The 26,211-nt window shown below is 66.7% G+C and carries 23 protein-coding genes and 1 tRNA gene; 10 read left to right on the top strand and 14 right to left on the bottom strand.

Going from position 1 to position 26,211, the window contains the following annotated elements; all coding sequences use genetic code 11:
* Positions 1 to 58 precede the first annotated feature (58 nt).
* From KGD87_RS11425 to KGD87_RS11445, 5 genes are all read right to left on the bottom strand, one after another.
* Positions 59 to 1,051, bottom strand: coding sequence for a hypothetical protein (locus KGD87_RS11425; protein WP_284667493.1), 993 nt, complete (start codon positions 1,049 to 1,051; stop codon positions 59 to 61).
* 189 nt (positions 1,052 to 1,240) lie between these two features.
* Positions 1,241 to 2,491: an imm11 family protein gene (locus KGD87_RS11430; protein WP_284667494.1), complete on the bottom strand. Its 1,251-nt coding sequence runs from the start codon at positions 2,489 to 2,491 to the stop codon at positions 1,241 to 1,243.
* Positions 2,492 to 2,506: 15 nt separating this feature from the next.
* The gene (locus KGD87_RS11435; RefSeq protein WP_284668617.1) at positions 2,507 to 3,868 is read right to left on the bottom strand and encodes an AHH domain-containing protein; all 1,362 of its coding nucleotides are present in this window, start codon (positions 3,866 to 3,868) and stop codon (positions 2,507 to 2,509) included.
* A 95-nt stretch (positions 3,869 to 3,963) separates the two neighbouring features.
* The gene (locus tag KGD87_RS11440; protein WP_284667495.1) at positions 3,964 to 4,899 is read right to left on the bottom strand and encodes a DUF2381 family protein; all 936 of its coding nucleotides are present in this window, start codon (positions 4,897 to 4,899) and stop codon (positions 3,964 to 3,966) included.
* A gap of 9 nt (positions 4,900 to 4,908) precedes the next feature.
* Entirely contained in the window at positions 4,909 to 6,825 is a 1,917-nt protein-coding gene (locus KGD87_RS11445) for a serine/threonine protein kinase (RefSeq protein WP_284667496.1), read from the bottom strand.
* A gap of 300 nt (positions 6,826 to 7,125) precedes the next feature.
* On the opposite strand from KGD87_RS11445, the gene KGD87_RS11450 reads away from it, so the two are divergent.
* Together KGD87_RS11450 and KGD87_RS11455 are read left to right on the top strand one after the other, a co-directional pair.
* The gene (locus KGD87_RS11450) at positions 7,126 to 9,990 is read left to right on the top strand and encodes a type I restriction endonuclease subunit R (RefSeq protein ID WP_284667497.1); all 2,865 of its coding nucleotides are present in this window, start codon (positions 7,126 to 7,128) and stop codon (positions 9,988 to 9,990) included.
* Entirely contained in the window at positions 9,987 to 10,310 is a 324-nt protein-coding gene (locus KGD87_RS11455) for a restriction endonuclease subunit S domain-containing protein (RefSeq protein WP_284667498.1), read from the top strand. Before KGD87_RS11450 ends, KGD87_RS11455 begins: the two co-directional genes overlap by 4 nt.
* On the opposite strand, the gene tnpC is transcribed toward KGD87_RS11455, so the two are convergent.
* On the bottom strand, positions 10,289 to 11,791 hold the full coding sequence (tnpC, locus tag KGD87_RS11460) for an IS66 family transposase (protein ID WP_284664471.1): 1,503 nt from the start codon (positions 11,789 to 11,791) through the stop codon (positions 10,289 to 10,291). The two genes, KGD87_RS11455 and tnpC, sit on opposite strands and share 22 nt — an antisense overlap.
* 115 nt (positions 11,792 to 11,906) lie before the next feature.
* On the opposite strand from tnpC, the gene KGD87_RS11465 reads away from it, so the two are divergent.
* The 5 genes from KGD87_RS11465 to KGD87_RS11485 all read left to right on the top strand — a co-directional run bounded on the left by KGD87_RS11465 (position 11,907) and on the right by KGD87_RS11485 (position 17,885).
* Positions 11,907 to 13,166, top strand: a complete 1,260-nt coding sequence (locus KGD87_RS11465) for a restriction endonuclease subunit S (RefSeq protein WP_284668618.1) — start codon at positions 11,907 to 11,909, stop codon at positions 13,164 to 13,166.
* Positions 13,163 to 13,735 (top strand): class I SAM-dependent DNA methyltransferase, encoded by a 573-nt coding sequence (locus KGD87_RS11470; protein ID WP_284667499.1) that lies wholly within the window; start codon positions 13,163 to 13,165, stop codon positions 13,733 to 13,735. The genes KGD87_RS11465 and KGD87_RS11470 overlap by 4 nt, the downstream gene beginning before the upstream one ends.
* 740 nt (positions 13,736 to 14,475) lie before the next feature.
* Complete coding sequence (gene istA / locus KGD87_RS11475; RefSeq protein ID WP_284667500.1) at positions 14,476 to 16,029, top strand: IS21 family transposase; 1,554 nt, start codon at positions 14,476 to 14,478, stop codon at positions 16,027 to 16,029.
* Positions 15,977 to 16,738, top strand: a complete 762-nt coding sequence (gene istB, locus KGD87_RS11480) for an IS21-like element helper ATPase IstB (protein ID WP_284665360.1) — start codon at positions 15,977 to 15,979, stop codon at positions 16,736 to 16,738. The genes istA and istB overlap by 53 nt, the downstream gene beginning before the upstream one ends.
* Before the next feature lie 130 nt (positions 16,739 to 16,868).
* Positions 16,869 to 17,885 carry an HsdM family class I SAM-dependent methyltransferase gene (locus KGD87_RS11485; protein ID WP_284667501.1) on the top strand — a complete coding sequence of 339 codons (1,017 nt, stop codon included), beginning with the start codon at positions 16,869 to 16,871 and terminating at the stop codon, positions 17,883 to 17,885.
* A 178-nt stretch (positions 17,886 to 18,063) separates the two neighbouring features.
* On the opposite strand, the gene KGD87_RS11490 is transcribed toward KGD87_RS11485, so the two are convergent.
* Positions 18,064 to 19,314: an imm11 family protein gene (locus KGD87_RS11490; protein WP_350102047.1), complete on the bottom strand. Its 1,251-nt coding sequence runs from the start codon at positions 19,312 to 19,314 to the stop codon at positions 18,064 to 18,066.
* Between the two features lie 15 nt (positions 19,315 to 19,329).
* Complete coding sequence (locus tag KGD87_RS11495) at positions 19,330 to 20,691, bottom strand: AHH domain-containing protein (protein WP_502888038.1); 1,362 nt, start codon at positions 20,689 to 20,691, stop codon at positions 19,330 to 19,332.
* Between the two features lie 347 nt (positions 20,692 to 21,038).
* On the opposite strand from KGD87_RS11495, the gene KGD87_RS11500 reads away from it, so the two are divergent.
* Positions 21,039 to 21,112: transfer RNA gene (locus KGD87_RS11500), tRNA-Ile, on the top strand.
* 43 nt (positions 21,113 to 21,155) lie between these two features.
* Here the strand turns inward: KGD87_RS11500 and KGD87_RS11505 are convergent.
* From KGD87_RS11505 to KGD87_RS11515, 3 genes are all read right to left on the bottom strand, one after another.
* Positions 21,156 to 21,590, bottom strand: a complete 435-nt coding sequence (locus KGD87_RS11505; RefSeq protein ID WP_284667502.1) for a VOC family protein — start codon at positions 21,588 to 21,590, stop codon at positions 21,156 to 21,158.
* Positions 21,591 to 21,704: 114 nt separating this feature from the next.
* Positions 21,705 to 22,235, bottom strand: a complete 531-nt coding sequence (locus KGD87_RS11510; RefSeq protein ID WP_284667503.1) for a hypothetical protein — start codon at positions 22,233 to 22,235, stop codon at positions 21,705 to 21,707.
* Positions 22,236 to 22,319: 84 nt separating this feature from the next.
* Entirely contained in the window at positions 22,320 to 22,889 is a 570-nt protein-coding gene (locus KGD87_RS11515; RefSeq protein ID WP_284667504.1) for a TMEM165/GDT1 family protein, read from the bottom strand.
* A gap of 381 nt (positions 22,890 to 23,270) precedes the next feature.
* Between KGD87_RS11515 and KGD87_RS11520 the strand changes: the two genes are divergently transcribed.
* The gene (locus KGD87_RS11520) at positions 23,271 to 23,528 is read left to right on the top strand and encodes a ribbon-helix-helix domain-containing protein (RefSeq protein WP_141592137.1); all 258 of its coding nucleotides are present in this window, start codon (positions 23,271 to 23,273) and stop codon (positions 23,526 to 23,528) included.
* Positions 23,529 to 23,616: 88 nt separating this feature from the next.
* A complete protein-coding gene (locus tag KGD87_RS11525; RefSeq protein WP_284667505.1) occupies positions 23,617 to 24,108 on the top strand; it encodes a hypothetical protein in 492 nt (163 codons plus the stop codon).
* Between the two features lie 43 nt (positions 24,109 to 24,151).
* Here KGD87_RS11525 and KGD87_RS11530 read toward each other — a convergent pair whose 3' ends face one another.
* From KGD87_RS11530 to KGD87_RS11540, 3 genes are read right to left on the bottom strand one after another with little or no spacing between them, the layout of a single operon-like run.
* Positions 24,152 to 25,219 (bottom strand): lysylphosphatidylglycerol synthase transmembrane domain-containing protein, encoded by a 1,068-nt coding sequence (locus KGD87_RS11530; protein ID WP_284667506.1) that lies wholly within the window; start codon positions 25,217 to 25,219, stop codon positions 24,152 to 24,154.
* Between the two features lie 17 nt (positions 25,220 to 25,236).
* Positions 25,237 to 25,968 (bottom strand): tyrosine-protein phosphatase, encoded by a 732-nt coding sequence (locus tag KGD87_RS11535; protein WP_284667507.1) that lies wholly within the window; start codon positions 25,966 to 25,968, stop codon positions 25,237 to 25,239.
* Complete coding sequence (locus tag KGD87_RS11540) at positions 25,965 to 26,174, bottom strand: DNA gyrase inhibitor YacG (RefSeq protein ID WP_163780809.1); 210 nt, start codon at positions 26,172 to 26,174, stop codon at positions 25,965 to 25,967. The genes KGD87_RS11535 and KGD87_RS11540 overlap by 4 nt, the downstream gene beginning before the upstream one ends.
* Between the last annotated feature and the right edge of the window lie 37 nt (positions 26,175 to 26,211).

A 26,211-nucleotide genomic window follows, 5' to 3' on the forward strand; every position in this document is an offset into this window, starting at 1 on the left:
TCACCCCGCCATCACATACCGTTCGCGGGGCCCCTACAAGCCGGGGGCGACCTTCGCTTCAGAAGAGCACCGGAACCAGCGACATCACCCATGCATCCTGGGCGCTGACGTCGCGGCCCCATTGCAGGCGCTGATAGCCCACGAGGAGCTGCACGTCCTCGCTGGCGATGAACTCCACGCCAGCACCGAGCGTGACTTCCGACGTGGAGACGTCCCGAATCTCCAGGCCGTCCAGGCGCGGGGGTCCCTGGTGGAGGCCGCTCACCTCCAGCATCAGGACGAGCGCACCTCGCAGCAGGGGCCACTCGCCAGCGAGGCTCCACGCCACGGAGTCACCCGCGGAGATGGAGACTCCACCCACCTGGGTTGGGAGCGGATGGGACCAGGTCACCTGCAGGTGAAGAAGGACGGGACGGATTCCCCGGGTCAGGTCAACGCCCAACATCAGGTCGGTGCTGCCCGTTCCGCGGACATCGGTGTCCAGCAACGCCGCGTCCGCGCTCACGGCCCGCCCGGTGGGGAGCTTCACCAGGCCCAGCAGCGTCAGCTCGGGGAGTCCCCCCACCGTTTCCTTGAGCAGCACCGCGCGGGCGAAGAGCTGGGTATCCGACAGACCGGAGGACGCCGCCCTCTGTGCGTCTTCGCGGCGCCGCTGGTGCCGCCACTCCAGCTCCGCCCCGATGGCGAACCGGGTGGACAGCCCATATTCCAGGAAGAGCTGCACGGCCGCCCGGTGCTGTGACGCCCCCTGCTCCAAGGATTGATAGCGCCCGCGCTCGTCGAACTCCCCTCGGATGGACTCGAGGCTCAACAAAGGCTGGGCCGTCATCCGCCCCGGCGCGGTGATGGGCGCGGTGTAGGCGATGAGTGGGCCCGACGTGGTGGGGCGATACACCTCGTCCGGTGGGCCGTCGGGCGCGGGCCCCTTGTCAGGGCGGGTGGTGGATTCCGATGCGTCCCGGGCCGCTCCCGGTGGGGCTGCTCGCGCCGGAGATGACAGCGACAGGAGCGCCGCGACTGTGAGCGGCCAGACATCCAACTGCCCTGACATGGAAGGGGCCTCCGCGCGGAACGGGCAGAATCCGGTGACCTGGGCGCGGTGACAACTCATTCCCAGCCGGACGCTGCCCAGCCGTCAGAAAGACGTCGGTGCGGGGCGTCGCGGCGCGCACGAGGAAGAGGGAAGGCACGAAGTGTCCTGCCCGAGCTCCGCGACCTGTCTGCTGGGCACGGGAAGCTGTCACACCACGGGCTGGCGCCAGGCGCGAGACAGGTGCTCCTGACCTTCCTCGACGAAGCGCCGCAGCAGCTCGTCACGACCGTGCTTCCCGTTCTCCAGCAGGTACGCCAGCTCCACGGGCAGCAGCACTTTGACTGTGACCAGTCGCACCTCTCCTGCCGGCATGGCGAAGCTCCCGGGAAGCATGCTCGATTCCATGCCCAGCAACACCCCCACCCTGCCCTCCTTTGTCAGCAGCGGCTCAGGCATGCCCTGGCCGGAGACCTCCATGGAGAGGAAGCCCGCCTTCACCTTCTCGCGCACGCTTTCGTGTTCCGCGAGCTCGTCCCCCACCCGCTCCAGCAGCAGCAGGGGCCAGCTCTTATAGACGTCTCCAAGCGGCTCGTTCGTCTCCAGGGCCAGCTCCAGGCCGAAGCCCACGGACGGCGCCACCTGATCCACGAAGAAGTCTGACAGCCCGTCCGTCACCAAGAGAGTCCGCCCCTCGGGGCGGTGGATGACACGCCAGACCTGGCGCCGGGCAGGCCAATTACCACCCACGACAATGGGGATGATGACCTCCTCGTCCAGCTTCCCCAGGGAGCGCCAGAAGGCGCTGCGGGCCGCGTCCGTTTCATCCCGAAGCGCAAGGAGCTTCCGGTTGCGTTCGCGCTCCTCCTGACTGATGGCGCTCGGGCCGGTGACTTCTTTGAAATAGCAGCCCGTGACGCCCGCGCGTTCCAGTGCCTCCTTGATGTCCTCGGACACGATGAGCGCGATGCTCCACCCCCAGGTTCGGAACACCTTCGCGCCGCCCACCTTCGCCGGGTCGATGCGCATTCCAGACACACCGCGGTATTCCCCGACCTTCTCCGGGCGCCCATCCTCCGGCTTCCAGTACCGCACCTCCGCTGAAGTATTGTCGTCGATGCACCGGATGAGCCGAGTCGCGACGAGGATGAAGTACGGCTCGGCCTGTCCGGCAACGTCGACGGGAAAGAGCTGCACGTCGTCTGGCGCCAGCTCCGCGAAGATATGCGCAACCCCCTTGTGAACAATAGGGGTGACACCCACGCCCGCGAGGGAAAAATCCAAGGGGCGTCCGGGATGGTCGATGGGGATCTTGAGTCGCGCTTCAACCTGGACAGGGCAGCCATCCGTGAACTGCCACGGGTCGTCCACCTCCTGTCCCTGTGAGGTCATGGGGTCTCCCAGCAGCCAGCGCCCCTGGAGCTCCATGTCATCAGCCAGGTCAAAAAATCGCTTCGCCATGAGTTCTTCCTCGCCTCACTTCGCCCGCGTCACCAGCTTGTTGAGTTCGGTACCCGGCTTGGAGACCTGCACAGCCAAATCCCTCAGTTCCGCCGTCAAACTTTCACGACACTGCTGGATGCTCCTGCAGCGCCTCGTAGCCAACTGCAGTCGGCGGAAGACCTCTCGATGGTACTCCACCGGGTGAGGCCCCTTGTGGCCCGGCACGCGGACTTTGTTGGCAGCGTCATTGAGTGACATGCCCGCCCGGTCGAAGAGCTTCTGAAAATGGGGTGACCACGGGCCACCCAGGTTGGTGGAGTCCCACCACTTGTTCGTCGCGATGTGGTGCTCGTGGGCAGCGGTCGCCACCGGCTCGGACGCCACGGCGCTCGGGCCTCGTGCCGTCTCCGCGACAGCCTCCGGCTCCAGTCCGATGGTGATGACGCCTCCCGGTGCCACCGCCACCGAGGTGACCTGTCCCGCCGCCGCCAGCCGGAAGCCACCCTGCCCCGCCCCCACCAGTGAGGCTTGCGCCGAGCCGGGGAGTGTGGGCACCCGCGCCGACAACGTCTGCGCCGTGCTGCCCAGCGCCGCCATCGCGAGCATGACGAACGCCCGCGCCGCGTTCTGCCCCATCACCCTTCCGTACTTCTCTCCCGCGCCTTGAAGCCCATCGAAGGTGGTCGCCGCCTCCACCTCCTTCGCCAGCACCCTCCAGCCCTGGACAAGGCTCCACACCGTGTCCCACCCCAGGTAGGCAATGAGCGCCACCGTCAGCGTCGCGGCGATTCCCTTCGAAAGCAGCGGCTCGGGCACCAGCCATAGTCCGAAGTAGATGGCTCCCGTTGTCGCGAGCATCGTCACCATCGACTCCTTGTCCGTCAGTTCCCCCAGCGCCTCGGCCGTTTCGTCCCAGACCGAATCCAGGGCCAGCCGGAAGGCCAGGATGCGCTTGCCCTCCTCGTCCAGGATGACGTCCTCGTCCAGCAGATGCAGGCAGTCCCGTGGTTCCTTCAGGCGCTGGCACCAGCGTCCGTAGGCGTTCGCCAACTCCGTTTCTGCGTTCGGCTCCTCCGTCACACGAAGACGGCCCCGTCGCGGCTCTTCGACGGAGACCAGTCCCAGCCGCCCTCGCACCGGGGAGTACGCGCGCGGCACGTCCAGGCCGAAGAGCCTCAACGCCGCCTCCCTTGGCCGAGTGGGCATCGGCGCGGTGCGAGCCAGCTCCTGCACTGCCTCCGCGAACTCCTCCTCGTCCAACTCGACGGGCTCAGCGTCCGCGCGTGGCGTGTAGATGCTGGGCCGGCCCTCGCCCGTGTCCAGGCGCACCACCCGCGAGGTGGCACAGCCCGTGCCCACCAGCATCAGCAGCACCACCGCTCCCCAGCGCAGCATCTTGGAATCCGTCAGCCTCACTACGGCCTCCACTTCAATGTAGCTGGTTCGGAGAGGACTTGAGGGAGGAGGTTCCTCGAAGGCATCAGGCGGTGTTACGGAAACGTAATGCCCGAAAGGCTGACGGTGCGTCCCCTGCCCGCCTCCCACAGCTTGAGCGTGAAGGGGCCCTGGGCCTCCTCTCGCGTCGCCAGCGCCTCCACCACGATGTGCTGCCGCTTCTTGTCCGTTTCAACAAAGCCTCGCTGCCAAACCGGCAGGACCTTCAACTCCATGCCCGTCCTGTCCGTCAGCATCGCGCCCTCGGCTGACCATGGCTGCTCGCCTCGCGGGTTCTCCATCACCAACTCCACCGCCACCCGTCCAGCGGCCCGGTAGCTGTAGACCTCCAGCGTCACCAGTGCGTTTCCGGGGGATTTCGTGACGGCCTCGATGAGCCAGCGGGTCACGACCCCTGTGTTGTTCATCTGCCCGGCGGCGATGAGTCCGACGAGCCCTCCCGGTCCTCCTCGCTCAGCACGCTCCCGTTCCAGCTCTTCATGGCACCGTTGGGCCTCCACCTTCGCCTCCTTCGCCTCCCGCTGGTAGGACGCGGTGGTGCGCGTGGCGCGGGACACCTCCAGCAGCCGCTCCGCACGGGCCGGATGCACCACGAGGGTGAAGGCCGCAGCCGCGGGGGCCGCACCGTCCTTGAAGCGCACCATGAGCCGCAGCCGCGCTCCGCTCTTCAGGGTGTCCGAGGGGAGGAGCCGAAGCGTGGCCTGGCCAGCGTCCACGAGGACAAATGACTCCCGCTTCTCCAGCGCTACCGTGTCCTTGCCCTCCTTGTCCCGCAGCAACTCCGCGTCAAACGCCAGCGTGGTGGAGAGCCCCGGGCTGATGTGCACCTCGGGCTCGTCACCGGTGGGCTCCGCCGGAAGCTCAAGCTGCCGCACGCCTGCATTCCATGAAGCGGGAGGCACCGCTGCGCTGGCGTTCATTCCCAGCAGCAAGGTGAGCGCCACCAGCGCGGCGAAAGAAGCAGCGGACATGGCCCCCCCTCACTCGAAGCGATCCACGGGATTCGCACGCCCGGTCGTCCAGATGATGGCGGAGTCGGCATCACTTCCAGGCTTCCGCTCCAGACCGTGCTTTCTGTCGCCGCTGAGCAGTTCGATGCAGACCGGATAGGTGCGGCCCTTGTTCACCCGCAGCCAGGTGAAGCGGCCATATACGCGGTCGGCGAGGTGGAGCTTGCCGTAGAGCAGTCCCCCGCCCCGGAGCCCCTTCCACTCATCCCCGAGCCGCACGATGGCGTTCCCCTCGCGCACGGTGATGACGTGGGGCTCGCCTTTGATGACGTCGAAGACGAAGACCTGCGCATCCCCCAATCTGATGCCCAGTTCCTTCATCGCTTCGTCGGCCCCGGGCGGGCAGTCTTCCGGCGGCGGAGCAGGACGCACCTGGGGGCCGGAACACGCGAGATTGAGACAAGCGCCCGCCACGCCCATGGCCTTCATCCCTGACTTCTTCAACGCGCTGGCATGCGGCTTCGACTCCTTCATCACGGGTGCATCCTCTTTCGTCAGCGTCGCGGCACGCGCGGCGGCCACAGCGATTGCCTCCACCATGGGCGGAGCTGTGACAGGAACAGCTTCCGGCAGCGCCTCCTTGGGCGCTACTTCACGGAAAGGCGCAGGGGGCGGCACCACGTCGGACAGCGGCGCGGATCCCTTTGCACTGGATACAGGCCCGAATTCCAGCAGCCACGCACCCAAGGCTGCCAAGCCCACGACCACCACGAACAGCACGGGAACCACAGGCACCCGTGAGCGCAGCCGCTGTTGCCGTGGAGGCGCTACTGGCGGCGGCTCCTGCTCGGACGCCTTCACATCCCCCCGAGCCAGTCGCCGAGCGAAAGGCAACGACGGGGCGATCACCAGCCTTGGCGCGGGCGGCGTCGAGGAACTCGTGGGCCACTCGGGTCGGCGGATGCGTTGCCGCGCGTCGTCGCCGGACGGAGACTCGGTTCCCGCAGCATCCTCCCACTCGAAGAGGCTGGCCTCCCACGCCGCAGGGTTGCCGAAGCTCACCGCCGACATAAGCGCCGCGTGCAACTCCGCCCCGGTTGCGTAGCGCGCCTGCGGCTTCTTCGCCAACAGCCGCATGATGATGTCGCTGAGCGCTCGGGGCGTGCGCCGGTTGAAGTCCGCTGGCGCTGGTGGCGTCTGTCCCTCGATGGCCAGATAAAGCATGTCGGGTGGCAAGTGCGGCGGGAACGGGTAGTGCCCTGTCAGCACCCGGAACAGGCTGACGCCCAGGGCGTACAGGTCGTCGGTGGGCTGGTACTCGTACCGTGCTCCCGGTCGGCCGTGATTCGCCCGGTGGAAACGCAGCGACTCGGGGCTGCGCAGGTGCAACGTGCCCGGTGGCACCGGCTGCTCGGTGATGGTTGCCGCGCCCACGTAGTCCCCGATGCCGAAATCGATGAGCACCGGCTCTCTATCCGCTCTCCGGATGAGGAGGTGCACGGGCTTCACGTCGCGGTGCCGCACCCCCGCCCCGTGCAGCGCATGAAAGGCCAGGGCCAGCTTGCCGGCGGCCTGCGCCAGCTCACGAAAGGTCGGGTTCACCTCTTCGGCCCAGGTGTCCAGCGGCCAGCCGTCTACCCAGTCCATGACGAAGTAGAGCGAGCCCGTCCGCGGGTGAGGCCATCGGCCGCAGGCGTGAAAACGCACGACGTTGGGGTGCACCGCCTTCACCATCAACAGCGTGACTTCACGCTCGGCCCGCGCATCCCCGGGACGCAGCGCCAGCTTCAGCGCGTAGAACTCGCCGGGACGGGCCAGGTCCTCCACGCGGTACACGGCGCCGAAGCCCCCCACGCCCAGCCGCTCCACCACGCGCCAGGAGCCCACCTCCGTACCGGGGCCCAGCGACTCCGGGTTCACCTGAAAGTTCTCCGCGTGCAGGGGCATCCAGCAGCTCACCTCGGGAACAACCTATCAGGTTATTTCGACGCCCCAGAATTCTAGCTACCTCCCCAGTTGTGCAGTGGCCCGCATGCCCAAAGGCAACCCCCACCCGGGCCTCGGAATATGCGCCATGGCGGAAGCATCCGCGCCCCACTCGGGACGCTGAGCCTCCCTCCCCAGGCCCCTCACGCCCGAGCGAACCGGCGCGGCCCGCGGTCATGCTGGCCCCAGCTTTCTCCACCGACTCTCCCTGCACCAGCCGTCGCGCAACACTCCCGTTCTTCGCATATACTCGGGCCCCCAGTGTCGCCAGCAGGAAGCAAGAACGCCCCCGAGGCCAAGGCGCGGGAGAAGATCGACGCACTGCTCGAAGAGGCAGGGTGGACGGTCCAGGACCGCGACGAGATGAACCTCACCGTTCCGGCCGTCGCGGTGCGGGAGTTCAAGCTCGAAAAGGGCCATGGCTACGCCGACTACCTCCTCTTCGTGGATGGCAGGGCCGTCGGGGTGTGCGAGGCGAAGCCCGCCGGAGTTCCCGTCCGCAACGTCGAGGTCCAGGCGAAGAAGTACGTGGATGGGCTGCCCCTGACGTTGGATGCCCCCCACAAGCCGTTGCCCTTCGCCTACATCTCGACGGGCGAAGAGACGGCGTTCATCAACCACTTGGACCCGCTACCGCGCACGCGGGAGGTCTTCACGTTCCACCGGCCCGAGACCATCCGGGAGTGGCTGTCGGCCGATACGCTGGATGAATGGCTGAAGCGGTCGGGGGGCTTCTATACGAAGGCGGACGACACCAGGCCTTCGACCCTCCGAGCTCGTCTGCGGGCGATGCCCCCGGTCGACCTGCCCGGCATGTGGCCGAACAAGGTGAAGGCCGTCACCAGCATCGAGAAGAGCCTCTTCGACGACCGGCCCCGCTCGCTCATCCAGATGGCGACGGGCAGCGGCAAGACGCTCCTCGCAGTCACCACGCTCTATCGCTTGAGCAAGTTCGGCGGTGCCCGGCGCGTGCTCTTCCTCGTCGATCGAGCGAATCTCGGCGAACAGGCGGAGAAGGAATTCCAGAGCTTTCGAACGCCCGATGACAACCGAAAGTTCACGGAGCTGTACGGCGTCCAGCGGCTCACGTCGAACACCATCGGCTCGTCGAGCAAGGTCGTCATCTCGACGATCCAGCGTCTCTACTCGATCTTGAAGGGCGAGCCCGACTTCGAGCCCGAGCAGGAGGCGCACACCAGCTTTGACAGCGACAGCATATCGGCGAAGGAACCGCTTCCGGTCGTCTACAACAAGGCCATTCCGCCCGAGTTCTTCGACGTCATCTTCATCGATGAGTGCCACCGGAGCATCTACTCGCTGTGGCGGCAGGTGCTCGAATACTTCGACGCCTACCTCCTCGGGCTCACCGCCACTCCGGCCAAGCACACCTACGGGTTCTTCCAAGGGAACGTCGTCATGGAGTACCCGCATGAGCAAGCGGTGGCCGACGGCGCGAACGTCAACTTCGACGTCTACAAGATCCGCACGAAGATCACGGCGCAGGGCTCGACGGTGGAGGCGAGCCCGGGCGTCATGCTCGGCTACCGCGACCGGCTCACGCGCAAGGTCCGCTGGGAGGCTCCTGACGAGGATGTGAGGTACACCGGCAGCGACCTCGACAAGAACGTCGTCGCCACCGACCAGATCCGGCTCATCATCCGCACCTTCCGGGACAAGGTCCTCAAGGAGACGTTCCCCGACCGGAAAGAGGTGCCGAAGACGCTGATCTTCGCGAAGGACGACAGCCACGCCGAGGACATCGTCCGCATCGTGCGCGAGGAGTTTGGCAAGGGGAACGAGTTCGCGTCGAAGATCACGTACAAGGTGACGGGGAGCAAGCCCGCAGACCTCATCCAGAGCTTCCGTAACAGTTACTACCCGCGCGTCGCCGTCACCGTCGATCTCATCGCCACTGGCACCGACATCAAGCCGGTCGAGATCGTGATTTTCATGCGCACGGTGAAGTCGAGGGTGCTGTTCGAGCAGATGAAGGGGCGCGGCGTCCGCGTGATCGACACCGACGAGCTTCGGGCCGTCACTCCGGATGCCAAAGCGAAGACCCACTTCCTCATCATCGACTGCGTGGGCGTCTGCGAGGCGAAGCTCGCCGATACGAAGCCGCTGGAGAAGCACCCGAGCGTCTCGCTGAAGGCCCTGCTGGAACACGTCGCCTCGGGCGGTACCAATGACGACTACCTCTCGTCGCTCGCGGGCCGCATCGCGCGGATCGACAAACAGTGCGGCCCCGAGGACAAGCAGCGCATCGCCGAGGTCACCGGGGGCATGACGCTGCCGGAGATCGCCTCAGGGCTTTTGCATGCGGTGGACCCCGACGTGCAGGACGAGGCGGTCCGCAAGATCTTCCACCTTTCACTGGGCGCCGAACCGACCGACGAGCAGGTGAAGCAGGCGGCCAAGCCGCTCAAACTCGCGGCCACGAAGCCGCTCATGGGGATGCCCGCTCTGAGGAAGGTGCTCATCGAGCTCCGCCAGAAGTTCGAGCAGGTCGTTGATGAGGTCAGCGTTGACGCCCTCATCGAGGAGCAGACCGGATACAGCGCCGAGGCGAAGGAACGAGCACAGGCACTGGTTCAGTCCTTCGAGCAGTTTCTGAGAGAGCACAAGGACGAGATCGGGGCCCTGCAGTTCTTCTACTCGGTGCCCCACAAAAGGCGGCTGAAGTACAAGGACATCGAGGCCCTCGCAGGCGCCATCTCGTCGCCGCCGAGGTCATGGACGCCCGAAGCGCTGTGGCGGGCCTACGAGACCCTGGAGAAGTCGAAGGTTCGGGGCGCTTCGGCCGGGCGGCTTCTCACCGACGTGGTCAGCCTCGTGCGCTTCGCGCTGCACCAGGACGGAGAACTGGTACCGCATGCAGAGCGCGTACAAGCACGATTCGAGAACTGGTTGGCACAGCAGATGAACAAGAACAGGGATTTCACCGATGAACAACGAAAATGGTTGGAGATGATGAGGGACCACATCTCCACGAGCCTGGAGGTCGAGATCGATGACTTCGATCTAAGCCCCTTCACGTCTGAGGGGGGCCTTGCACGGGCGAGCAAGGTGTTCGGCAAGGACCTGCACGCTGTTGTGCGTGAGTTGAACGAGGCGCTGGCGGCATGACGAAGCATCTGCCGAGCAACTGGGCCGTGGCGCTGCTTTCTAAAGTTGCCGAGATAAATCCGCCGAACCCAAGCAAAGTGCCTCCCGACGCTGCTCTCGTCTCGTTCGTTCCCATGGCTGCCGTCGAGGAGATGACGGGGCGCATGGATGTGACAGTCGCCAAGCAGTGGTCCGAAGTCCGTAGGGGGTATACGCGGTTCCAAGAGGGCGACGTGGTGATGGCGAAGATCACCCCGAGTATGGAGAATGGCAAGGCTGCGTTCGCACACGGCTTGATTGGCAGTAACCGTTCACCGACTCATGCTGCGTGCGCGGGCTGAGGGACTTCCGCAAGGGGAAGCAGCGAGGGAGGCGGCAGGCTCCGGCGGTGCGTGCGCAGCGTGTCCGTGAGGAAGTCCAGTACGCCCCGCTCTTGCAGTTTGAGCGTGGTGACGGCGGTGAAGATGCGCTCGACGAAGCAGCTGCCCTCGGGGCCTTGCGTCCCGAATGACGTCTTGCGGTACATGACGGCGTGGCGGATGCACTGCTCGCCGAAGTTGTTCGTCGGCTCGATGTCGGGCACGTCGACAAAGGTCCAGAGGCACTCCTCCAGTTTGAGGATTTCTCGTGCCATGCCCGCCGTCTTCTTCTCCGCGCGTACCTCGGCCTCACGCAGCAGTCGGCCCACCGTGCGTCGTACCTTCTTCATCCGCTGCTCGAAGTCTTCTCGAGCCAGCGTCCCATCGCGCACCCGGTGCCACCACTTGAAGAAGCGGTGGCGCTCGCGCATCAACCGCTCGCCAATGCGGCAGCCTTCGCCTCCGCGGTCGATGAAGCCTTGAAAGTCGCGCGTTAAATGGCTCCAGCAGAGTTGGCGCAGGCCCTTGTCATACCAGTCATACCCGGCCCACCTGTCCGTGGTGAGGAAGCCCAGGAAGCCCTCCCCCAGCAGGGCTTGGGCCACCTTGCCGCCACGACTCCGCGCGATGTGGAACACCACCACCAAGGCCGTGGCGACCACCCACAACCAGGCACGATGGCCCCGGCCATCCTTGCGCCCCTCCACCCATCCCGTCTCGTCCGCGTGGGCCTCGTCGGCCGCCTGCACATATGCGAGGGCCTCGGCCACCGCTGGGGCCAATGCGTCCGTCATCTCCCCTTCGAGATTCACCACGCTGCCCACCGACAAGTCCACGCCTACCATGTCCGAGAGGGCATCCTTCACCAGTCGTTTGGACAGCCGGTACTTGCCTACCAGCAGACTGGCCAGCGCCCCCAGCCTGTCTCCGAAAGCGCTGCGGGCGTGCGCCGGCACCGGCTGGCGCGTCAGCGTGCCGCACGCGCGGCACTCCAGGGCGTGGCTGCGGTACTCGGTGACGACGGCCGACAACGGCGGCACTTCCACTACCTGGTGGCGGCGCGGCTCGCAGTCTCTGCCCTCCAACCGGTGCCCGCAGCCTTGGCACTCCTTGGGCACCAACTCGACGACGTGCTGCACGGCTTCGGGCGGCAGGAGACTTCGCTCATGTTTCTTGTGCCCTGGCTGACCACCGGGGCGGCGGCCCGTGGGCTTCTTCAGCGGGCGCGGCGTGCCGGGGGCGTCCGCGGAGGGGGGCTTCGAGGAGTTGCTCGAATTGAGATTCAGCCGCTCCTTCAACTGCCGGTTCTCCTCGCGCAGCTGCCGGTTCTCCTCGCGCAGCTGCCGGTTCTCCTCGCGCAACCGCCGATTCTCCTCCTCCAGGTGCGCGATGCGCCCCAGCGCCGCTTCCAGCAGCGCCTCCAGCTTCGCAATCCGCGCGTCCCGGGGGTCGAGTTCCGCCACGAGTGGCGGTGTGTCACGCCGCGGCCAACACCGTCGAGCGCCGTCCCGCCCACCGTCCGCTGCCCCGATGTCTCTTCAAGCAGGCACCAGCCGGTGAACGGTTACGATTGGCAAAATCGGTGCAGGGACGACAGAATTCCACGTTTTACGACCACGCGAAGGAGTCGGGGGGCGATTTGTCCTTCACTACATCCTGCAAGAAAGCTTTCGTCGCCAAGCACGGGCGAGGATGACTGGTACGGCGGGACAGCTCCGCGTGCCGATTCAGTTCCTGGAAGAGCAGCAACTTCCGCTGCCACCAACGAACGAGCAGCAGCGCATCGTCGATGCGGTCGATAGTTTCCTTTCTCGCCTTGATGCCGCCGTCGCGAACCTCACGCGAGTCCAGGCCAAGCTGAAGGCGTACCGCGCGTCAGTCCTAAAAGCCGCGATAGAGGGTCGTTTGGTTCCAACCGAGGCGGAGATCGCCCGGCAAGAGAGGCGCGACTACGAGCCAGCGCAGGTACTCCTGGACGGCATCCTCAAAGAGCGCCGCCGCCGCTGGGAGGAGGAGGAGTTGGCCCGGCTGAAAAAGGCCGGGAAAACGCCGAAAGACGGCAAGTGGAAGGCGAAGTACGAGGAGCCGGCGCCGCCGGATACAAGCAAGCTGCCGGAACTGCCGGAGGGGTGGTGTTGGACAAATCTTGGGCAGCTCAAAGAGTTCTCCTTGTATGGTCCACGCTTTTCTAGCGACGACTACACCGACGATGGAATTCTGGTCCTTCGCACGTCGGACATTTCGGAGGGTGGACGAGTGAACTTGGCCACGCCTCCTCGCCTCAAGCTCGCGCCCGAAGAATATGAAAAGTATGCGGCACTTCGAGGCGACCTCCTCATCACCCGAACAGGCAGTCTCGGAACGCTAGCGGTTCTCGACGATGACGTTCGGGCAATTCCAGGCGCATACCTGATTCAATATCGGCTCGCCACGCCACTTACGGTCGTCTGGTACTGCTTCTATTTCCTCAAAAGCCCGAGTGCCCAGGCCGACCTAATCGGTAATGGAAAAGGAGTCGGCCGACCAAACTTGAATGCGCCCACCATCGAAGGGCTTCCTCTCCCGCTTCCCCCGATTGCCGAGCAAGGGCGGATCATTGATGAAATTCAGCGTTTGGTGTCGGTGAGTGACGAGGTCAGTGTGACCGCTGAGGGCAACGCACATCGCGCAGTGCGCCTCCGCCAATCAGTTCTGAAATGGGCGTTTGAAGGCAAACTCGTCGATCAGGACCCCGGCGACGATCCCGCCGAGAAGATCCTCGCCAGTATCGAAGCCGAGCGCGCAATCACCCTTACCATCAAGAAGTCCCGAGATCGCAAGGCGAAGGCTGTATCATGAGTGACCAGAGCGAGCGTATCGTCAAGAAGCTGTGGAGCTACTGCCAGGTTCTGCGCGACGACGGCCTGTCGTACCATGACTACCTGGAGCAGTTGACCTTTCTGCTCTTCCTGAAGATGGCCGACGAGCGGGCCAAGCTCACGGGCGAGATGCAGCCCGTCCCGAAGAGCTACCGCTGGGAAGATCTCGCCAACCCGAAGATGGAAGGCGTGAAGTTGGAGCAGCACTACCGCGACACTCTGAAGAAGCTCGGCGAGCAGGGCGGGATGCTCGGCCTCATCTTCAGGAAGTCGCAGAACAAGATCCAAGACCCGGCGAAGCTCCGCAAGCTCGTCGTCGATCTCATCGGCAACGAGTCGTGGTTGGAGATGACCGTCGATGTGAAGGGCGACGCCTACGAGGGCCTCCTCGAACGCAACGCACAGGACGTGAAGGGTGGCGCAGGCCAGTACTTCACCCCGCGTCCGCTAATCGACGCCATCGTGGACTGCATCCAGCCGCAGCCAGGCGAAATCATCGCCGACCCGGCTTGTGGCACCGGTGGCTTCCTGCTCTCAGCGCACTGTTGATGGTCACCAGGAAGCGCGGATTTCTGGTCATGAACGGCCAGGCGTTCACGAGCTTTGTGGCCAGAGGCAGCGCAGGGAGCGGCCGAAAAGTTGAGGAGTGGGAGGCGCGCCGGTGGAGTCCAGGGCAGCGCGTGTCCAGAAAGACAGAAGGCCCACCAGCGACACCTGGAGGGCCTTCCTGGGGGCGCGCCCTGGTGTGCGAGAGGGGCGAGCCGGTAAGGGAGGGTTAGCGCACTTTCGGGGCGGGGCGCCAGAAGCCGGCGCGCGCACGGGAAGGTGCGCGTGGAGTCGTTGCGTCTGGTGGTGTGCGGGCGGCCGGAGTGCCGGCGGCTGTTTCAGCTGTGCAGCCGGTGCGACAGGGGGCAGCGCTACTGCGGGCGTCGGTGCGGGAGGGTGGCGCGCGCGGAGTCGGTGCGTGCGGCCGGGCGGCGCTACCAGCGCACCCGAGACGGCCGGCATGCGCATGCGGAGCGCCAGGCCGCGTACCGGGGCGGCGACAGAAAGTGACGCATCAGTCTCCCCGCCAGGGGCCCTGGAGGTGACGGTGTCGCCCGCGCCGGCCCAGGCCACCACGCAGGTGGCCGCGGAGCCGAGCGCAGCGAGGCCCCTGGGTATGCACCACCGTCCCTTCCTGCCTGCACGTCCTGCGGACGCGCCACCCCTTCCTCCGTCACACCACCCTGGCGCGCACCCGACTGGGCCCGCGCTGGCGGCGCTGCGCCGGGTGAGGAGGTGCGAGGATGATTGGCCTCGAGGTACGCGCCCGGATTCGCCAACTGCACCACGCGGAGGGCTGGCCGGTGGGCACCATCGCCACGCAGTTGGGGCTGCACCACGACACGGTGGAGGCGGCCCTGGAGGACGCGCCAGTAGCCAGCGCCGACAGCAGCACGGCGAAGCCCACGGTGCTGGGCCCCTACACGGCCTTCATTGACGGCACCCTCAAGGCCCACCCGCGGCTGAGGGCCACGCGCCTCTTCCACATGGTAAAGGCCCGTGGCTACCCGGGCGGCTACGAGCAGGTGAAGCGCTACGTGCGGCGGGTGCGTCCGGGGCCTCAAGCCGAGGCCTTCCTGCGCCGCACCACGCTGCCGGGCGAAGAAGCCCAGGTGGACTGGGGCAGCTTCGGCAAGGTGCAGGTGGGGCGGGCCACCCGGACACTCTCCTGCTTCGTCCTGGTGCTGGGCCACTCGCGCGCCATGTACGCGCGCTTCTTCCTGGGCCAAACCATGGAGTGCTTCCTCCAGGGGCACGTCCAGGCCTTTGAAGCGCTGGGCGGCGTGCCGCGCAGCCTCCTCTACGACAACCTGAAGTCCGTCGTGCTGGAGCGGGCCGGAGACGCCATCCGCTTCCACCCACGCGTGCTGGAGGCCGCCGGCCACTACCACTTCGCGCCCAAGCCCTGCGCCCCCTACCGCGGCAATGAGAAGGGCAAGGTGGAGCGCACCATCCGCTACCTGCGCGACTCCTTCTTCGCCGCGCGCACCTTCCACGGCCTCGACGACGTCAACCGCCAGCTTCAGCGCTGGGTGGAGGAGGTAGCCCACCAGCGCCGGGTGCCCGGCGACGCCTCGGGCCGCACGGTGGCGCAGGCGTTGGAAGCCGAGCGCCCCCTGCTGCTGCCCTTGCCCGCGCACCCGCTGCCCACCGACGTGCTGCGCCCCGTCTCCTCCGGCAAGACGCCCTACGTGCGCTTCGACGGCAACGACTACTCCATTCCCGACGGCCTGGTGCGCCGGCCCCTCACGCTGGTGGCCTCCCCCACCAGGGTGCGCCTCCTCGACGGCGCCGAGGAAGTCGCCTCGCACGTGCGCAGCTGGGACAAGGGCGCCGTCGTCGAGGACTCAAGCCACCTGGCCGCCCTGGCCAGACGCAAGGCCCACGCCCACGAGTTGCGCGGCAGGGACTTGCTGCTCGCCCGTTGCCCCCGCGCCGAGCAACTCCTCCAGGCCCTCGCAAACCGCGGCGACAACCTCGGAAACCACACCGTGAAGCTGCTGGCGCTGGCCGACAGGTACGGCTCCGCGGAAACCGACACCGCCATCGCCGAGACACTCGCGCGCGGCGCACTCGGCCCCGCCTCCGTCGCCCACATTCTCGACCAGCGCAGCCGGAAAAAGGGCGCTCCTCCGCCATTGCCCCACGTGCTGCCGGATGACCCGCGCGTGCGCGAGCAGCGCGTCCCCCAGCACTCCTCAACGCCTACGACGTCCTCCTCGGGCGGGACTCGGAGCAAGCGCCATGAGCCCCTTGAAAGAGCGCCTCACCACCCTGGGCCTGCACCACACCAGTGACACCCTCGAGGACTTCATCGCCCTGGCCAGCAAGCGCAGGTGGGGGCCCATGGAGTTGCTGGAGGCCATCGCCGAGGAGGAGACGAAGGACAGGGCCCGTCGCAGCGTCGAGCGGCGGCTGTCGCGCAGCAAGCTGGGCGCCCTCAGGACGATGGCCGACTTCGACTGGGGCTGGCCCAAGCACATTGACAGGACGGCCGTCGAGAGTGCCCTGGCGCTGGACTTCATGGCCCGCCCCGCCAACGTCGTCCTCGTCGCGCCCCAGGGCCTGGGCAAGACGATGATTGCCCAGAACATCGCCTACAACGCGGTGCAGGCTGGCCACTCCGTCCTCTTCACCACCGCCGCCCAGCTGCTGCTCGACCTCGGAAGCCAGGACTCCGCCCGGGCTCTCGACAGGCGCTTGAAGCACTACTGCACCCAGGCGGGGCTGCTCGTCATCGACGAGATTGGCTACCTCTCCTACGACGCCAGGAACGCCGACCTCCTCTTCCAGGTGGTGTCGCGCAGGTATGAGAAGAAGCCGATTGTCCTGACGACCAACCTCCCGTTTTCGGAGTGGACCACCATCTTCCCCAACGCCGCGTGCGCCATCGCCCTCATTGACCGCGTCATCCACCACGCGAGCATCATCAGCATCGAGGGCGACAGCTACCGAAGGCGCATGGCCGAGGAGTCACGCGCGCAGCGCAAGGCCAAGAAGAGCTGAGCGTCCCCGCTACTCACCGCTGCCCACCGGCCTCGCTCTGCGCCCCGCAACCGGGGCGGGAGCGAGGCCGTCTTGCATTGACTCGACTCGGTACCCGCGCCTGCCGATGACCCGAATTCCGCGCTCCGCGATGACCGCATCGATGACCAGATTCCCGCGCTCCGCGATGACCGCCAACACGCACCACTACCTCGCCACGAAGTACAAGCTCGACAAGGGACAGAAGAAGCACCTGCGCTACGAGGCGCTACGCGGCACCGAACTCGTGGACGGTGTGGCCCGTCTATGCGCCATGAACCTCTTCCTCCACGGTATCGGTCCCGACGATGACACGCGGAAGCCGCCGATCCACGGCGGTGAGGACTCGCTGCGCAACGAGCCTTCGAGCCACGTCGACGTGGTGCTGACGAACCCACCGTTTGGAAAGAAGTCGAGCATCACCATCGTCAACGACGAGGGTGAGACAGACAAAGAGAGCATCACCTACAACCGGCCCGACTTCTGGACGACGACAAGCAATAAGCAGTTGAACTTCGTCCAGCACGTCAAGTCGATGCTCAAGATCCACGGGCGCGCCGCCGTTGTCGTGCCCGACAATGTGCTCTTCGAAGGCGGAGCGGGCGAGAAAATTCGGCGCAAGCTCTTGCAGGAGTGCGAGGTCCACACGCTGCTCAGGCTTCCGACGGGCATCTTCTACGCCCAGGGCGTGAAGGCAAACGTGCTCTTCTTCGACCGCAAGCCTGGCGCGAAAGAGCCTTGGACGAAGAAGTTCTGGATTTACGACCTGCGCACGAACAAGGATTTCACGTTGAAAACGCGGCGCATGGCACGCGCCGACCTCGACGAGTTCGTCGCCTGTTACAACCCGGAGAACCGCAGCAGGCGCAAGCCGCTCTGGAGCGAGAAGCAGAACCCCGAGGGCCGGTGGCGCGTGTTCACCTACGAGGAACTGGTCGCGCGGGACAAGTGCAGCCTCGACATCTTCTGGTTGAAAGACGAGAGCCTGGAGGACTCGGCCAAGCTGCCGGACCCGCCTGTTCTCGCAGCGGAGATTGCCGACGATTTGCGGTCGGCGCTGGAGCAGATCGAGAGCGTGCTGGGGGACCTGAACGAGCGTGCGCGGAAGATTTCGTCCGCTGCTGAATGAGCCCCCGCACCTGATGATGGGCATCCATCAGGAGCATGCGAGCCGCCAGCGAGTTCGATGCCCACTGAGCCCGACGAAGGGACGCCACCATGGCCGATGATGGCGTTCCCAGTCCGAACGACTACGCGGTGACCTGCGCACCAATCGTAAATCCTCCGAGCCAGGCACAGCCGAGCATCTACACCACCGGGCTCCTCCTGACGCAGGACAGGTGTCCGTGCCCCTGCAGGCTGAATCGTCGCAGCAGTTCGTCACGGCCCACCTTCCCCTTCTCCAGGAGAAAGGCCAGCTCCGAGGGCAGCAGTACCTTGAGAGTGACAAGCCGCACCTTCCCGGCTGGCATGGTGAAGTTCCGGGGGAGCGTGTTCGACTCCATGCCAAGCAGCACTCCCACCCTGCCCTCCTTTGTCAGCAGAGGCTCGGGCATGCCCTGGCCGGAGACCTCCATGGAGAGGAAGCCCGCCTTCACCTTCTCGCGCACGCTTTCGTGTTCCGCGAGCTCGTCCCCCACCCGCTCCAGCAGCAGCAGGGGCCAGCTCTTCTCGACGTCTCCCAGCGGTTCGTTCGTCTCCAGGGCCAGCTCCAGGCCGAAGCCTACGGATGGCTCCACGCGGTCCACGAAAAAATCCGACAGCCCGTCTGTCACCAGCAGGGTCCGTTCCTCCGGGCGGTGGATGACACGCCAGACCTGACGCCGGGCGGGCCAGCTACCACCGACGACGATGGGGATGATGACCTCTCCGTCCAACTTCCCCAGGGTGCGCCAGAAGGCGTTACGGGCCGAGTCTGTCTGGTCCGCCAGCGCCATGAGCTTCCGGTTGCGTTCGCGCTCCTCCGGACTGATGTCGCTCGGGCCGGTGACCTCCTTGAACCGGCAGCCCCTGGCGCCCGCGCGCTCCAGCGCCTCCTTGATGTCCTCAGACACAATGAGCGCGATCTTCCATCCCCAGGTCCGGAACACCTTGGCGCCGCCCACCTTCGCCGAGTCGATGCGCATGCCCAAAACACCGCGGTATTTCCCGACCTTCTCCGGGCGCCCATCCTCTGGCTTCCAGTACTGCACATGCTCCGAGGCGTTGTCGTCGATGCACCGGATGAGTCGAGTAGCGACAAGGAGGCAATACGGCTCGGGCTGGCCAGCAACATCGACTGGAATGAGCTGCACGTCATCAGGCGCCAGCTCCGCGAAGATTTTCGCGATCCTCTCGTGAACGATGGGGGAGCTACCCACCCCCGCCAGGGAATAATCGAGAGGGCTCCCTGGGTGGTAGATGGGGATCTTGAGTCGCGCTTCCACCTGGACGTGGCAGCCATTCGTGAACTGCCAGATGTCATCAACCTCCTGGCCCTGTGAATCCGTGGGGTCTCCCAGGAGCCAGCGCCCCTGAAGTTCCATGTCATCGGAGAGCTTGAAGAACCGCATCGTCATGAGTCTTCCTGTGCGTCAGTTCCGAGTAACCAAAACATTGAGAGGGGAGCCAGGTTTGGCGATCTCCCCAGCCAGAACCCTGAGTTCTCCGACGAGCGCCTCTCTACATTGCTGGATGCGCCGGCAGCCTCCAACCGCATCTCTCAGCCGCTCGTAGATCGCTTCATGGTACTCACGAGGATGAGGCCCCTTATGGCCCGGAACGCGGACCTTGTTGGCCGCGTCATTGAGTGACATGCCCGCCCGGTCGAAGAGCTTCTGAAAATGGGGTGACCACGGGCCACCCAGGTTGGTGGAGTCCCACCACTTGTTCGTCGCAATGTGGTGCTCGTGGGCAGCGGTCGCCACCGGCTCGGACGCCACGGCGCGCGGGCCTCGTGCCGTCTCCGCGACAGCCTCCGGCTCCAGTCCGATGGTGATGACGCCTCCCGGTGCCACCGCCACCGAGATGACCTGTCCCGCCGCCGCCAGCCGGAAGCCGCCCTGCCCCGCCCCCACCAGCGAGGCTTGCGCGGAGCCGGGGAGCGTGGGCACCCGCGCCGACAACGTCTGCGCCGTGCTGCCCAGCGCCGCCATCGCGAGCATGACGAACGCCCGCGCCGCGTTCTGCCCCATCACCCTCCCGTACTTCTCTCCCGCGCCCTGAAGCTCATCGAAGGTGGTCGCCGCCTCCACCTCCTTCGCCAGCACCCTCCAGCCCTGGACAAGGCTCCACACCGTGTCCCACCCCAGGTAGGCGATGAGCGCCACCGTCAGCGTCGCGGCGATTCCCTTCGAAAGCAGCGGCTCGGGCACCAGCCATAATCCGAAGTAGATGGCGCCCGTCGTCGCGAGCATCGTCACCATCGACTCCTTGTCCGTCAGCTCTCCCAGCGCCTCGGCCGTTTCGGCCCAGACCGAGTCCAGGGCCAGCCGGAAGGCCAGGATGCGCCTGCCCTCCTCGTCGAGGATGGCTCCCTCGTCCAGCAGATGCAGGCAGTCCCGTGGCTCCTTCAGGCGCTGGCACCAGCGTCCGTAGGCGCTCGCCAGCTCCGTTTCTGCGTTCGGCGCCTCGGCCACAAGAAGACGGCCCCGTCGCGGATCTTCGATGGAGACCAGGCCCAGGCGTCCTCGCACGGGGGAGTACGCGCGGGGCACGTCCAGGCCGAAGAGCCTCAACGCCGCCTCCCTTGGCCGAGGAGAAGTCGGCGCGGTGCGAGCCAGTTCCTGCACTGCCTCCGCGAACTCCTCCTCGTCCAACTCGACGGGCTCAGCGTCCGCGCGTGGTGTGTAGATGCCAGGCCGGCCCTCGCCGGTGTCCAGGCGCACCACCCGCGAGGAGGCACAACCCGTGCCCACCAGCATCAGCAGCACCACCGCTCCCCATCGCAGCGTCATGTCCTTCTCCGCGGCATCGCTCCCCATCCCGAGGAGCGAATTCACTCAATTCCAGAGAAGACTGACACTGCATCAGGGCATGAGGAAAAGGCGCCTCAGGCTGCGGCATAGGCGCCTCACGCCCCCTACCAAGGACCGACGTCGGACCTCGTCAGCCGTCCCCCTTGCACACCGTCCTGTCCCCAGCGCTTCGTTCCCGTTGCCCTCCGCCCGCCATGTGGTATAGAGCCGCCCCGAAGCGCGAAGTGCCCCGCCCCGTTGCCAAAGCTGTTGCATGGACACCGGGCGAGCAGGTAGGAAAGCAGTCGAAGTTCCGCAGTAAAAGCCGTAGGTTGTAGCCTACTTACGGCCAGGTAGCTCACCTGGTTAGAGCGGCGGTCTCATAATCCGCAGGTAGTCAGTTCAAGTCTGACCCTGGCCACTGCCCCGGCGTCACCTTCACGGTGACACCGGGGTTTTTCTTTTCAGCCCACCTTCTCCAGCATCCACACGTGGCCGTCGGGGTCCTTGAACGTCCCCGAGTAGCCCCAGGGCTTCTGGCCCGGCGCGGAGGCAACCTCGGCCCCGGCCTCCCGCGCCCGGGCGACGAGCGCGTCCACCTGCGCCTCCGTCTCCAGGGACAGGCTCAGGATGCACTCCGAAACGCCCTGCTCCGCGACCGTGTTGCCCCCCGCCACCCAGCCGAACCCGCCGGTGGGGATGAGCATCAGGCTGACGCCCGCGTTGAGCGTGAAGTGGACGGGCTCGGGCATCGCGCCGTCCGCCGTCTCGACGACGAGGCGGAAGCCGAGCCCCTCTCGGTAGAAGCGAAAGGACCGCGCCAGGTCCCGCGTCGGCAGGCTCACGACGACATGGGGACCGCGCGGTGCCGGGTCCTGCGGGGGAGACTGAGTTGCCACGATGACCTCCAAGGAATGGGTTCCTGCCAGTCAGACGCCCCACCGCCCCCGGAATCATCGCCGCCCGCTGCGAAAAAGGGCCGGGGCCCACCGACGCCCCGGCCCAGGAACGGCCTACTGGCAGTCGTTCAGCGGGAAGACGTAGTCGCGGCGCGGCGTCTGGCCGGGGTCCTGGTTGATGGCCGCCACGCTCAGCTCGCTGTAGTTCACCGTCTGGCTGCTGCCGATGACCATCTGCGTCTTCTGCACGCGCGTGGTGGACAGCACCACCTTGCCCGTCGTGCCCGTCGGCTCGATGCGGAAGCAGTTCATGATGCGCGGGTCCACCGTGGACTTGCGGCACTGGTGGTACTGCCCCAGCACCTCACGCTTCATGTACGTGCAGCGGCAATCCCAGGGGTCGTACTCCTCGGAGACGTACGCGGCCTCGAAGCCGGTCGCCGTCTGGACGACCTCCAGGTGCGTGCCGCCCTGGAACTCGTCACAGCGCAGCAGCACGTCACCCACGGCGCCCTGCTTCACCTCCGCCGTCTCGGGGACCACCTCGGTGGCGGCCATCGGGTCCTGCGGCTGGGCACCGTCGCAACCCGCGCCCAGGAGGGCGCTCATCAGAATCATCGCGGAAAAACGAAGGGGGGAACGCATTCCAGCTCCTGAAGAAAGGTCCGGGTCATCCCAGACCTCGCACATGGGAGCTTTTCCCGGGTTGAAGCGCAATGCACTTCTCCGTCACATCCGAAGCGCCGTCCACAGCGACAGGGCGCCGAAGACGAAGAAGAGGCTGGCGGCGGCCCAGCGCACCCAGCTCATCTGCACCCGGCCCGCGAGCCGGTCCCCCAGGAACACGGCCAGGCCGTCCGACAGCATCATCCCCGCCGTGGTGCCGAGCGTCACCGTCAGCGGCGCCTGGTAGCGCGCGGCCACGGCCATGGTGGCCAGCTGCGTCTTGTCCCCCATCTCCGCGAGGAAGAAGAGCACCACCGTGGTGAGGAAGGCCCCGAAGCGCGGCGGCTTGCCTCCATCGTCCTCCAGCGTGTCCGGCTTGAGCGTCCACAAACCGAAGCCAATGAAGAGCACCGCCAGGAGCAACGCCATCCACTTCGCCGGAACGTGCGCGGACACCCAGCTGCCCACGCTGGACGCCAGCGCGTGATTGGCGACGGTGGCGACGAAGATGCCCGCCAGCACATGCCACGGCTTGCGAAACCGCGTGGCCAGGGAGAACGCGAGCAGCTGCGTCTTGTCCCCCATCTCACTGGCGGCCACCAACACGAATGAACCCACGAGCGCTTCCAGCATCAGACTCCCTCGCAAAGACGGGGCCGGGGTTCAGGCTCGTGGGAGACGCCAGGGCAGCACGCGCGCACGACGGACCTCGGCCAGGAAGAAACGACAATCCCTGTCCGAAGGTCTCGTTCGTCTCGCGAACATCACGAGGTGGGGGCCCGGGCCGTTTCCGGCCAGTGTGTCGAGCTTCCCGCCGCCAGCGCCGCTGGCGTGAACTACTCCCCTAAGGCAAGCGGCGAAGTAGCAGCGCCCCCATGGACCTGTCAACGCGGCGTGCGGGGTGGCTCGGCCGCCTGGCTTCCGGCGCATTTTTTGACGGCGTGCCTGTCCGCCCGCCTAATGCCTCGGACAGGCAGGTAGCGGCCTGTAGCAGCCACGCCCGGAGGAAGTCCGATGCAGGATGGAAGCGCCAGTCCCCTGAGCCCCGAGGCGCCGTCGTCCCCGGCGGCCACGGAAGTGTCTGTCGACGTCCGTGGCCCGGACGCCGACATCGTCTCCACCCACGTCCTGGTCCCCGAGGAGCAGGTCCAGAAGCTGCGCGAGCTGGCGCGGCGGACCCGCATCCACCAGAGCGAGTACCTGCGCGAGGCCGTGGAGGACCTGCTCGGCAAGTACGGCCGTGGCACGCCCAAGGAGGAAGGCCAGTCATGAGGGCAACCGTCGTCCGGCCCCCACCTGGAGGCCGGGCGTGACGCCGGGGTAGGCTCCGCGATTCCATTTCGGAAGGAGCCCACACCCCATGCGTCTCCCGATTGTCAGCGCCGCGCTCGCGCTCGCCGCCGCCGGCTGTGCCACCTCCGGCTTCGACAAGCTCTACCCGGGCATGTCGTCCCATCAGGTCGTCGACGCCATGGGCTCGGGGCCCACGCGCGCGCAGGAGTTCCCGGACAGCTCCACCGCCTGGTACTACGGCGAGGACCGCTGCGTGCTGATGCGCGACGACAAGCTCGTCGCCAAGGCCACGACCGAGGACTCCACCACCATCAACACCCCCGTCGTCTCCGTGCGCGACAGCGCGAAGGCCCTCTGCGCGCCAGAGGGCTACGCCTCCTCGGAGAAGCGGGAGCAGGTCATCGACACTCCGTTCGGCAACTTCAAGGGCAACATCGACCCGAAGGCCGCCATGGAGAAGGTGAAGGGCGTGGTGACGGGCAAGAGCGGCGACACCGCCCCCGCGACCACGGACGCCGCTGCCGCCGAGCCGGAGCAGGCGGCATCGCCCACCCCGTAGGGAGCCGCATGGGACACCTGGGGGCCCATGCGCGGCCCCGGCGTCAGGCGGAGGGTGCCGCCGCCTCGCCTTCCTTGTCGCCCAGCTTGCCGGCGATGTCCTTGAACGACAGGTGGCCCATGGACAGCAGGATGAGGCCCAGGCCCACCTGCTGCACCGTCTGGCACAGCCACATGACGTTGGCGTAGGCCAGCCCGCTGGCGTTCACCGCGGCGGCCGGAAGGAAGAGGCTCAGGCCCACCTTCGTGGCCGCCTGGAAGGTGCCCATCATCCCCGGCGCCGCGGGGATCATCAGCCCCACCACCAGCACGCCCAGCACGACGTAGGCCTGGAAGAGCGTCAGGCCCATGGGCTCGCAGACGGTGCCCGGCGCCGCGCCCGAGCAGTCAAAGGCGTTGGCCAGCATGGACATGCCCGCGCCATTCACACCCCAGTACAGCGCCGTGTAGAGGAAGAAGAGCGCGACCTGCCGCCCCTTCGGCAACTGCCGCATGGCGCCCACGAAGGTGTCGACGACGTCCGCCACCTTGTCCGCCACCTGCGGCGCCAGCCGGCCCACCGTGTCCCGCACGAGCTTCACCGTGCGCTGCTGCTGCCAGAGGCCGACGAGGAGGAACGCCAGCCCGCCGCCGAACACCGCGAACATCAGCCACGAGACCAGCTTGACGTAGCGAATCTCCGGCGTCTCCGTGGGGACGAAGAAGAGCAGCGCCCGCAGCATCGCCGCCACGAAGAGGCCGTCCACGATGCGCTCCAGCACCACGGACGTCATGGCCGCGCTGCGGCGGATGCCACTGCGCTGCGCGATGAGGAAGGGCCGCGCGAACTCGCCCAGGCGGAAGGGCAGCACCAGCAGCATCATGAAGCCGATGCCGGAGGCCTCGTTCAGCTTGCGGAAAGGGACGGGCTCCAGGCCCGACAGGAGGCAGCCCCAGCGCAGGGTGCGGAAGACGTGGATGGCCAACAGGCAGCCGAAGTACGGCACCACCCACGCGTAGTTGGCCGACTTCAGGCTGGCCCATTGCGTGGCCCAGTCCGTGTCCCGGAAGGTCCACCACATGAAGAGGAAGGTGACCAGGAGGCTGGCCAGGAGTTTGACGGCGCGTTTCACAGCGGCCGGGTATACCGTCAGTCCGGGTCGGACTCCAGTGACTCCCCGACCAGCAGCGTCGCGGGATTGTCCCTCATGAGACGGGCGAAGGCCGCGTCCCCTGCCCTGCTCCTCAGCTCCGCCAGCGAGCGGCCCACCCAGTCCCGAGCCCCCACGGGCCCGTGCAGGTCCGTGGCGCCCACCGCGTAGAGCCCGTCCTCCAGGAAGGCGCGCGACAGCTTCTTCGCCGTGCCGCCATAACGGCCGATGAGCGCTCCGACATCCAGTTGCAACAGTGCCCCAGCTCGAACGGCCTCCGCGGCGCGGCCCTTCCGCTCGAACTCCAGGCAGCGCTCGGGGTGCGCCAGCAGCGGCACCACGCCCTTGGTGCGGATGCGGAAGAGGATGTCCGGCAGCGCGGGGACCGGCGCGGTGTAGGGCAGCTCGACGAGCACGTAGCGGCCCGGGCCCAGCTTGCGGGCCTGCGGCGTGGTGAGGCCTCGCAGGAAGGCGTCGTCGAGCACGTTCTCCGCGTTGCGCCCCAACGTCAGGGGGATGCGTTCGCGCTCCAGTGCCTCCGCCAGCTCCGCGCGGCGCGCGTCCACCACCTCTACGGGGGCGTATTCGGGGCGCGCATGCGGACTGGGTGCGACGGTGGAGAAGCCGAGGTCGACCAGCGCCCGCGCCATCTCCAGCGCGTCTTCCAGCGTGTGTGCCCCGTCATCCACGCCGGGCAGCAGATGGCAGTGCAGGTCGACGAAGCCGCTCATGCGTCGCCGCGCTGGCGCTCCGGGTGGCTGTCGGCGGGCAGCTCGTCCTCCTGCTCATCCGCCTGCCGGTCGGGGACGCGATACTCCTCCCCCAGCCACCGGCCGAGGTCTACGGCGCGGCAGCGTTTGGAGCAGAAGGGAAAACCAGCGTTCTCCCCTCGCGGGGGAACGGGCTTCTGGCAGATGGGACACGTCAAGGTGCTCATGATGGACGGTGTTCTAGATAAGCGTTGACGCTCTCGC

It is taken from the genome of Myxococcus sp. SDU36 (genome assembly GCF_030168875.1).
Lineage (GTDB): Bacteria > Myxococcota > Myxococcia > Myxococcales > Myxococcaceae > Myxococcus > Myxococcus vastator.

Bases quoted from the DNA above. Each gene is read 5' to 3' on its own strand.
- KGD87_RS11425 (WP_284667493.1), bottom strand. From the start codon at position 1,051: ATGTCAGGGCAGTTGGATGTCTGGCCGCTCACAGTCGCGGCGCTCCTG.
- KGD87_RS11430 (WP_284667494.1), bottom strand. From the start codon at position 2,491: ATGGCGAAGCGATTTTTTGACCTGGCTGATGACATGGAGCTCCAGGGG.
- KGD87_RS11435 (WP_284668617.1), bottom strand. From the start codon at position 3,868: ATGCTGCGCTGGGGAGCGGTGGTGCTGCTGATGCTGGTGGGCACGGGC.
- KGD87_RS11440 (WP_284667495.1), bottom strand. From the start codon at position 4,899: ATGTCCGCTGCTTCTTTCGCCGCGCTGGTGGCGCTCACCTTGCTGCTG.
- KGD87_RS11445 (WP_284667496.1), bottom strand. From the start codon at position 6,825: ATGCCCCTGCACGCGGAGAACTTTCAGGTGAACCCGGAGTCGCTGGGC.
- KGD87_RS11455 (WP_284667498.1), top strand. From the start codon at position 9,987: ATGACGAAGCATCTGCCGAGCAACTGGGCCGTGGCGCTGCTTTCTAAA.
- KGD87_RS11470 (WP_284667499.1), top strand. From the start codon at position 13,163: ATGAGTGACCAGAGCGAGCGTATCGTCAAGAAGCTGTGGAGCTACTGC.
- istA (WP_284667500.1), top strand. From the start codon at position 14,476: ATGATTGGCCTCGAGGTACGCGCCCGGATTCGCCAACTGCACCACGCG.
- istB (WP_284665360.1), top strand. From the start codon at position 15,977: ATGAGCCCCTTGAAAGAGCGCCTCACCACCCTGGGCCTGCACCACACC.
- KGD87_RS11485 (WP_284667501.1), top strand. From the start codon at position 16,869: ATGACCGCATCGATGACCAGATTCCCGCGCTCCGCGATGACCGCCAAC.
- KGD87_RS11490 (WP_350102047.1), bottom strand. From the start codon at position 19,314: ATGACGATGCGGTTCTTCAAGCTCTCCGATGACATGGAACTTCAGGGG.
- KGD87_RS11495 (WP_502888038.1), bottom strand. From the start codon at position 20,691: ATGACGCTGCGATGGGGAGCGGTGGTGCTGCTGATGCTGGTGGGCACG.
- KGD87_RS11510 (WP_284667503.1), bottom strand. From the start codon at position 22,235: ATGCGTTCCCCCCTTCGTTTTTCCGCGATGATTCTGATGAGCGCCCTC.
- KGD87_RS11515 (WP_284667504.1), bottom strand. From the start codon at position 22,889: ATGCTGGAAGCGCTCGTGGGTTCATTCGTGTTGGTGGCCGCCAGTGAG.
- KGD87_RS11520 (WP_141592137.1), top strand. From the start codon at position 23,271: ATGCAGGATGGAAGCGCCAGTCCCCTGAGCCCCGAGGCGCCGTCGTCC.
- KGD87_RS11525 (WP_284667505.1), top strand. From the start codon at position 23,617: ATGCGTCTCCCGATTGTCAGCGCCGCGCTCGCGCTCGCCGCCGCCGGC.
- KGD87_RS11535 (WP_284667507.1), bottom strand. From the start codon at position 25,968: ATGAGCGGCTTCGTCGACCTGCACTGCCATCTGCTGCCCGGCGTGGAT.
- KGD87_RS11540 (WP_163780809.1), bottom strand. From the start codon at position 26,174: ATGAGCACCTTGACGTGTCCCATCTGCCAGAAGCCCGTTCCCCCGCGA.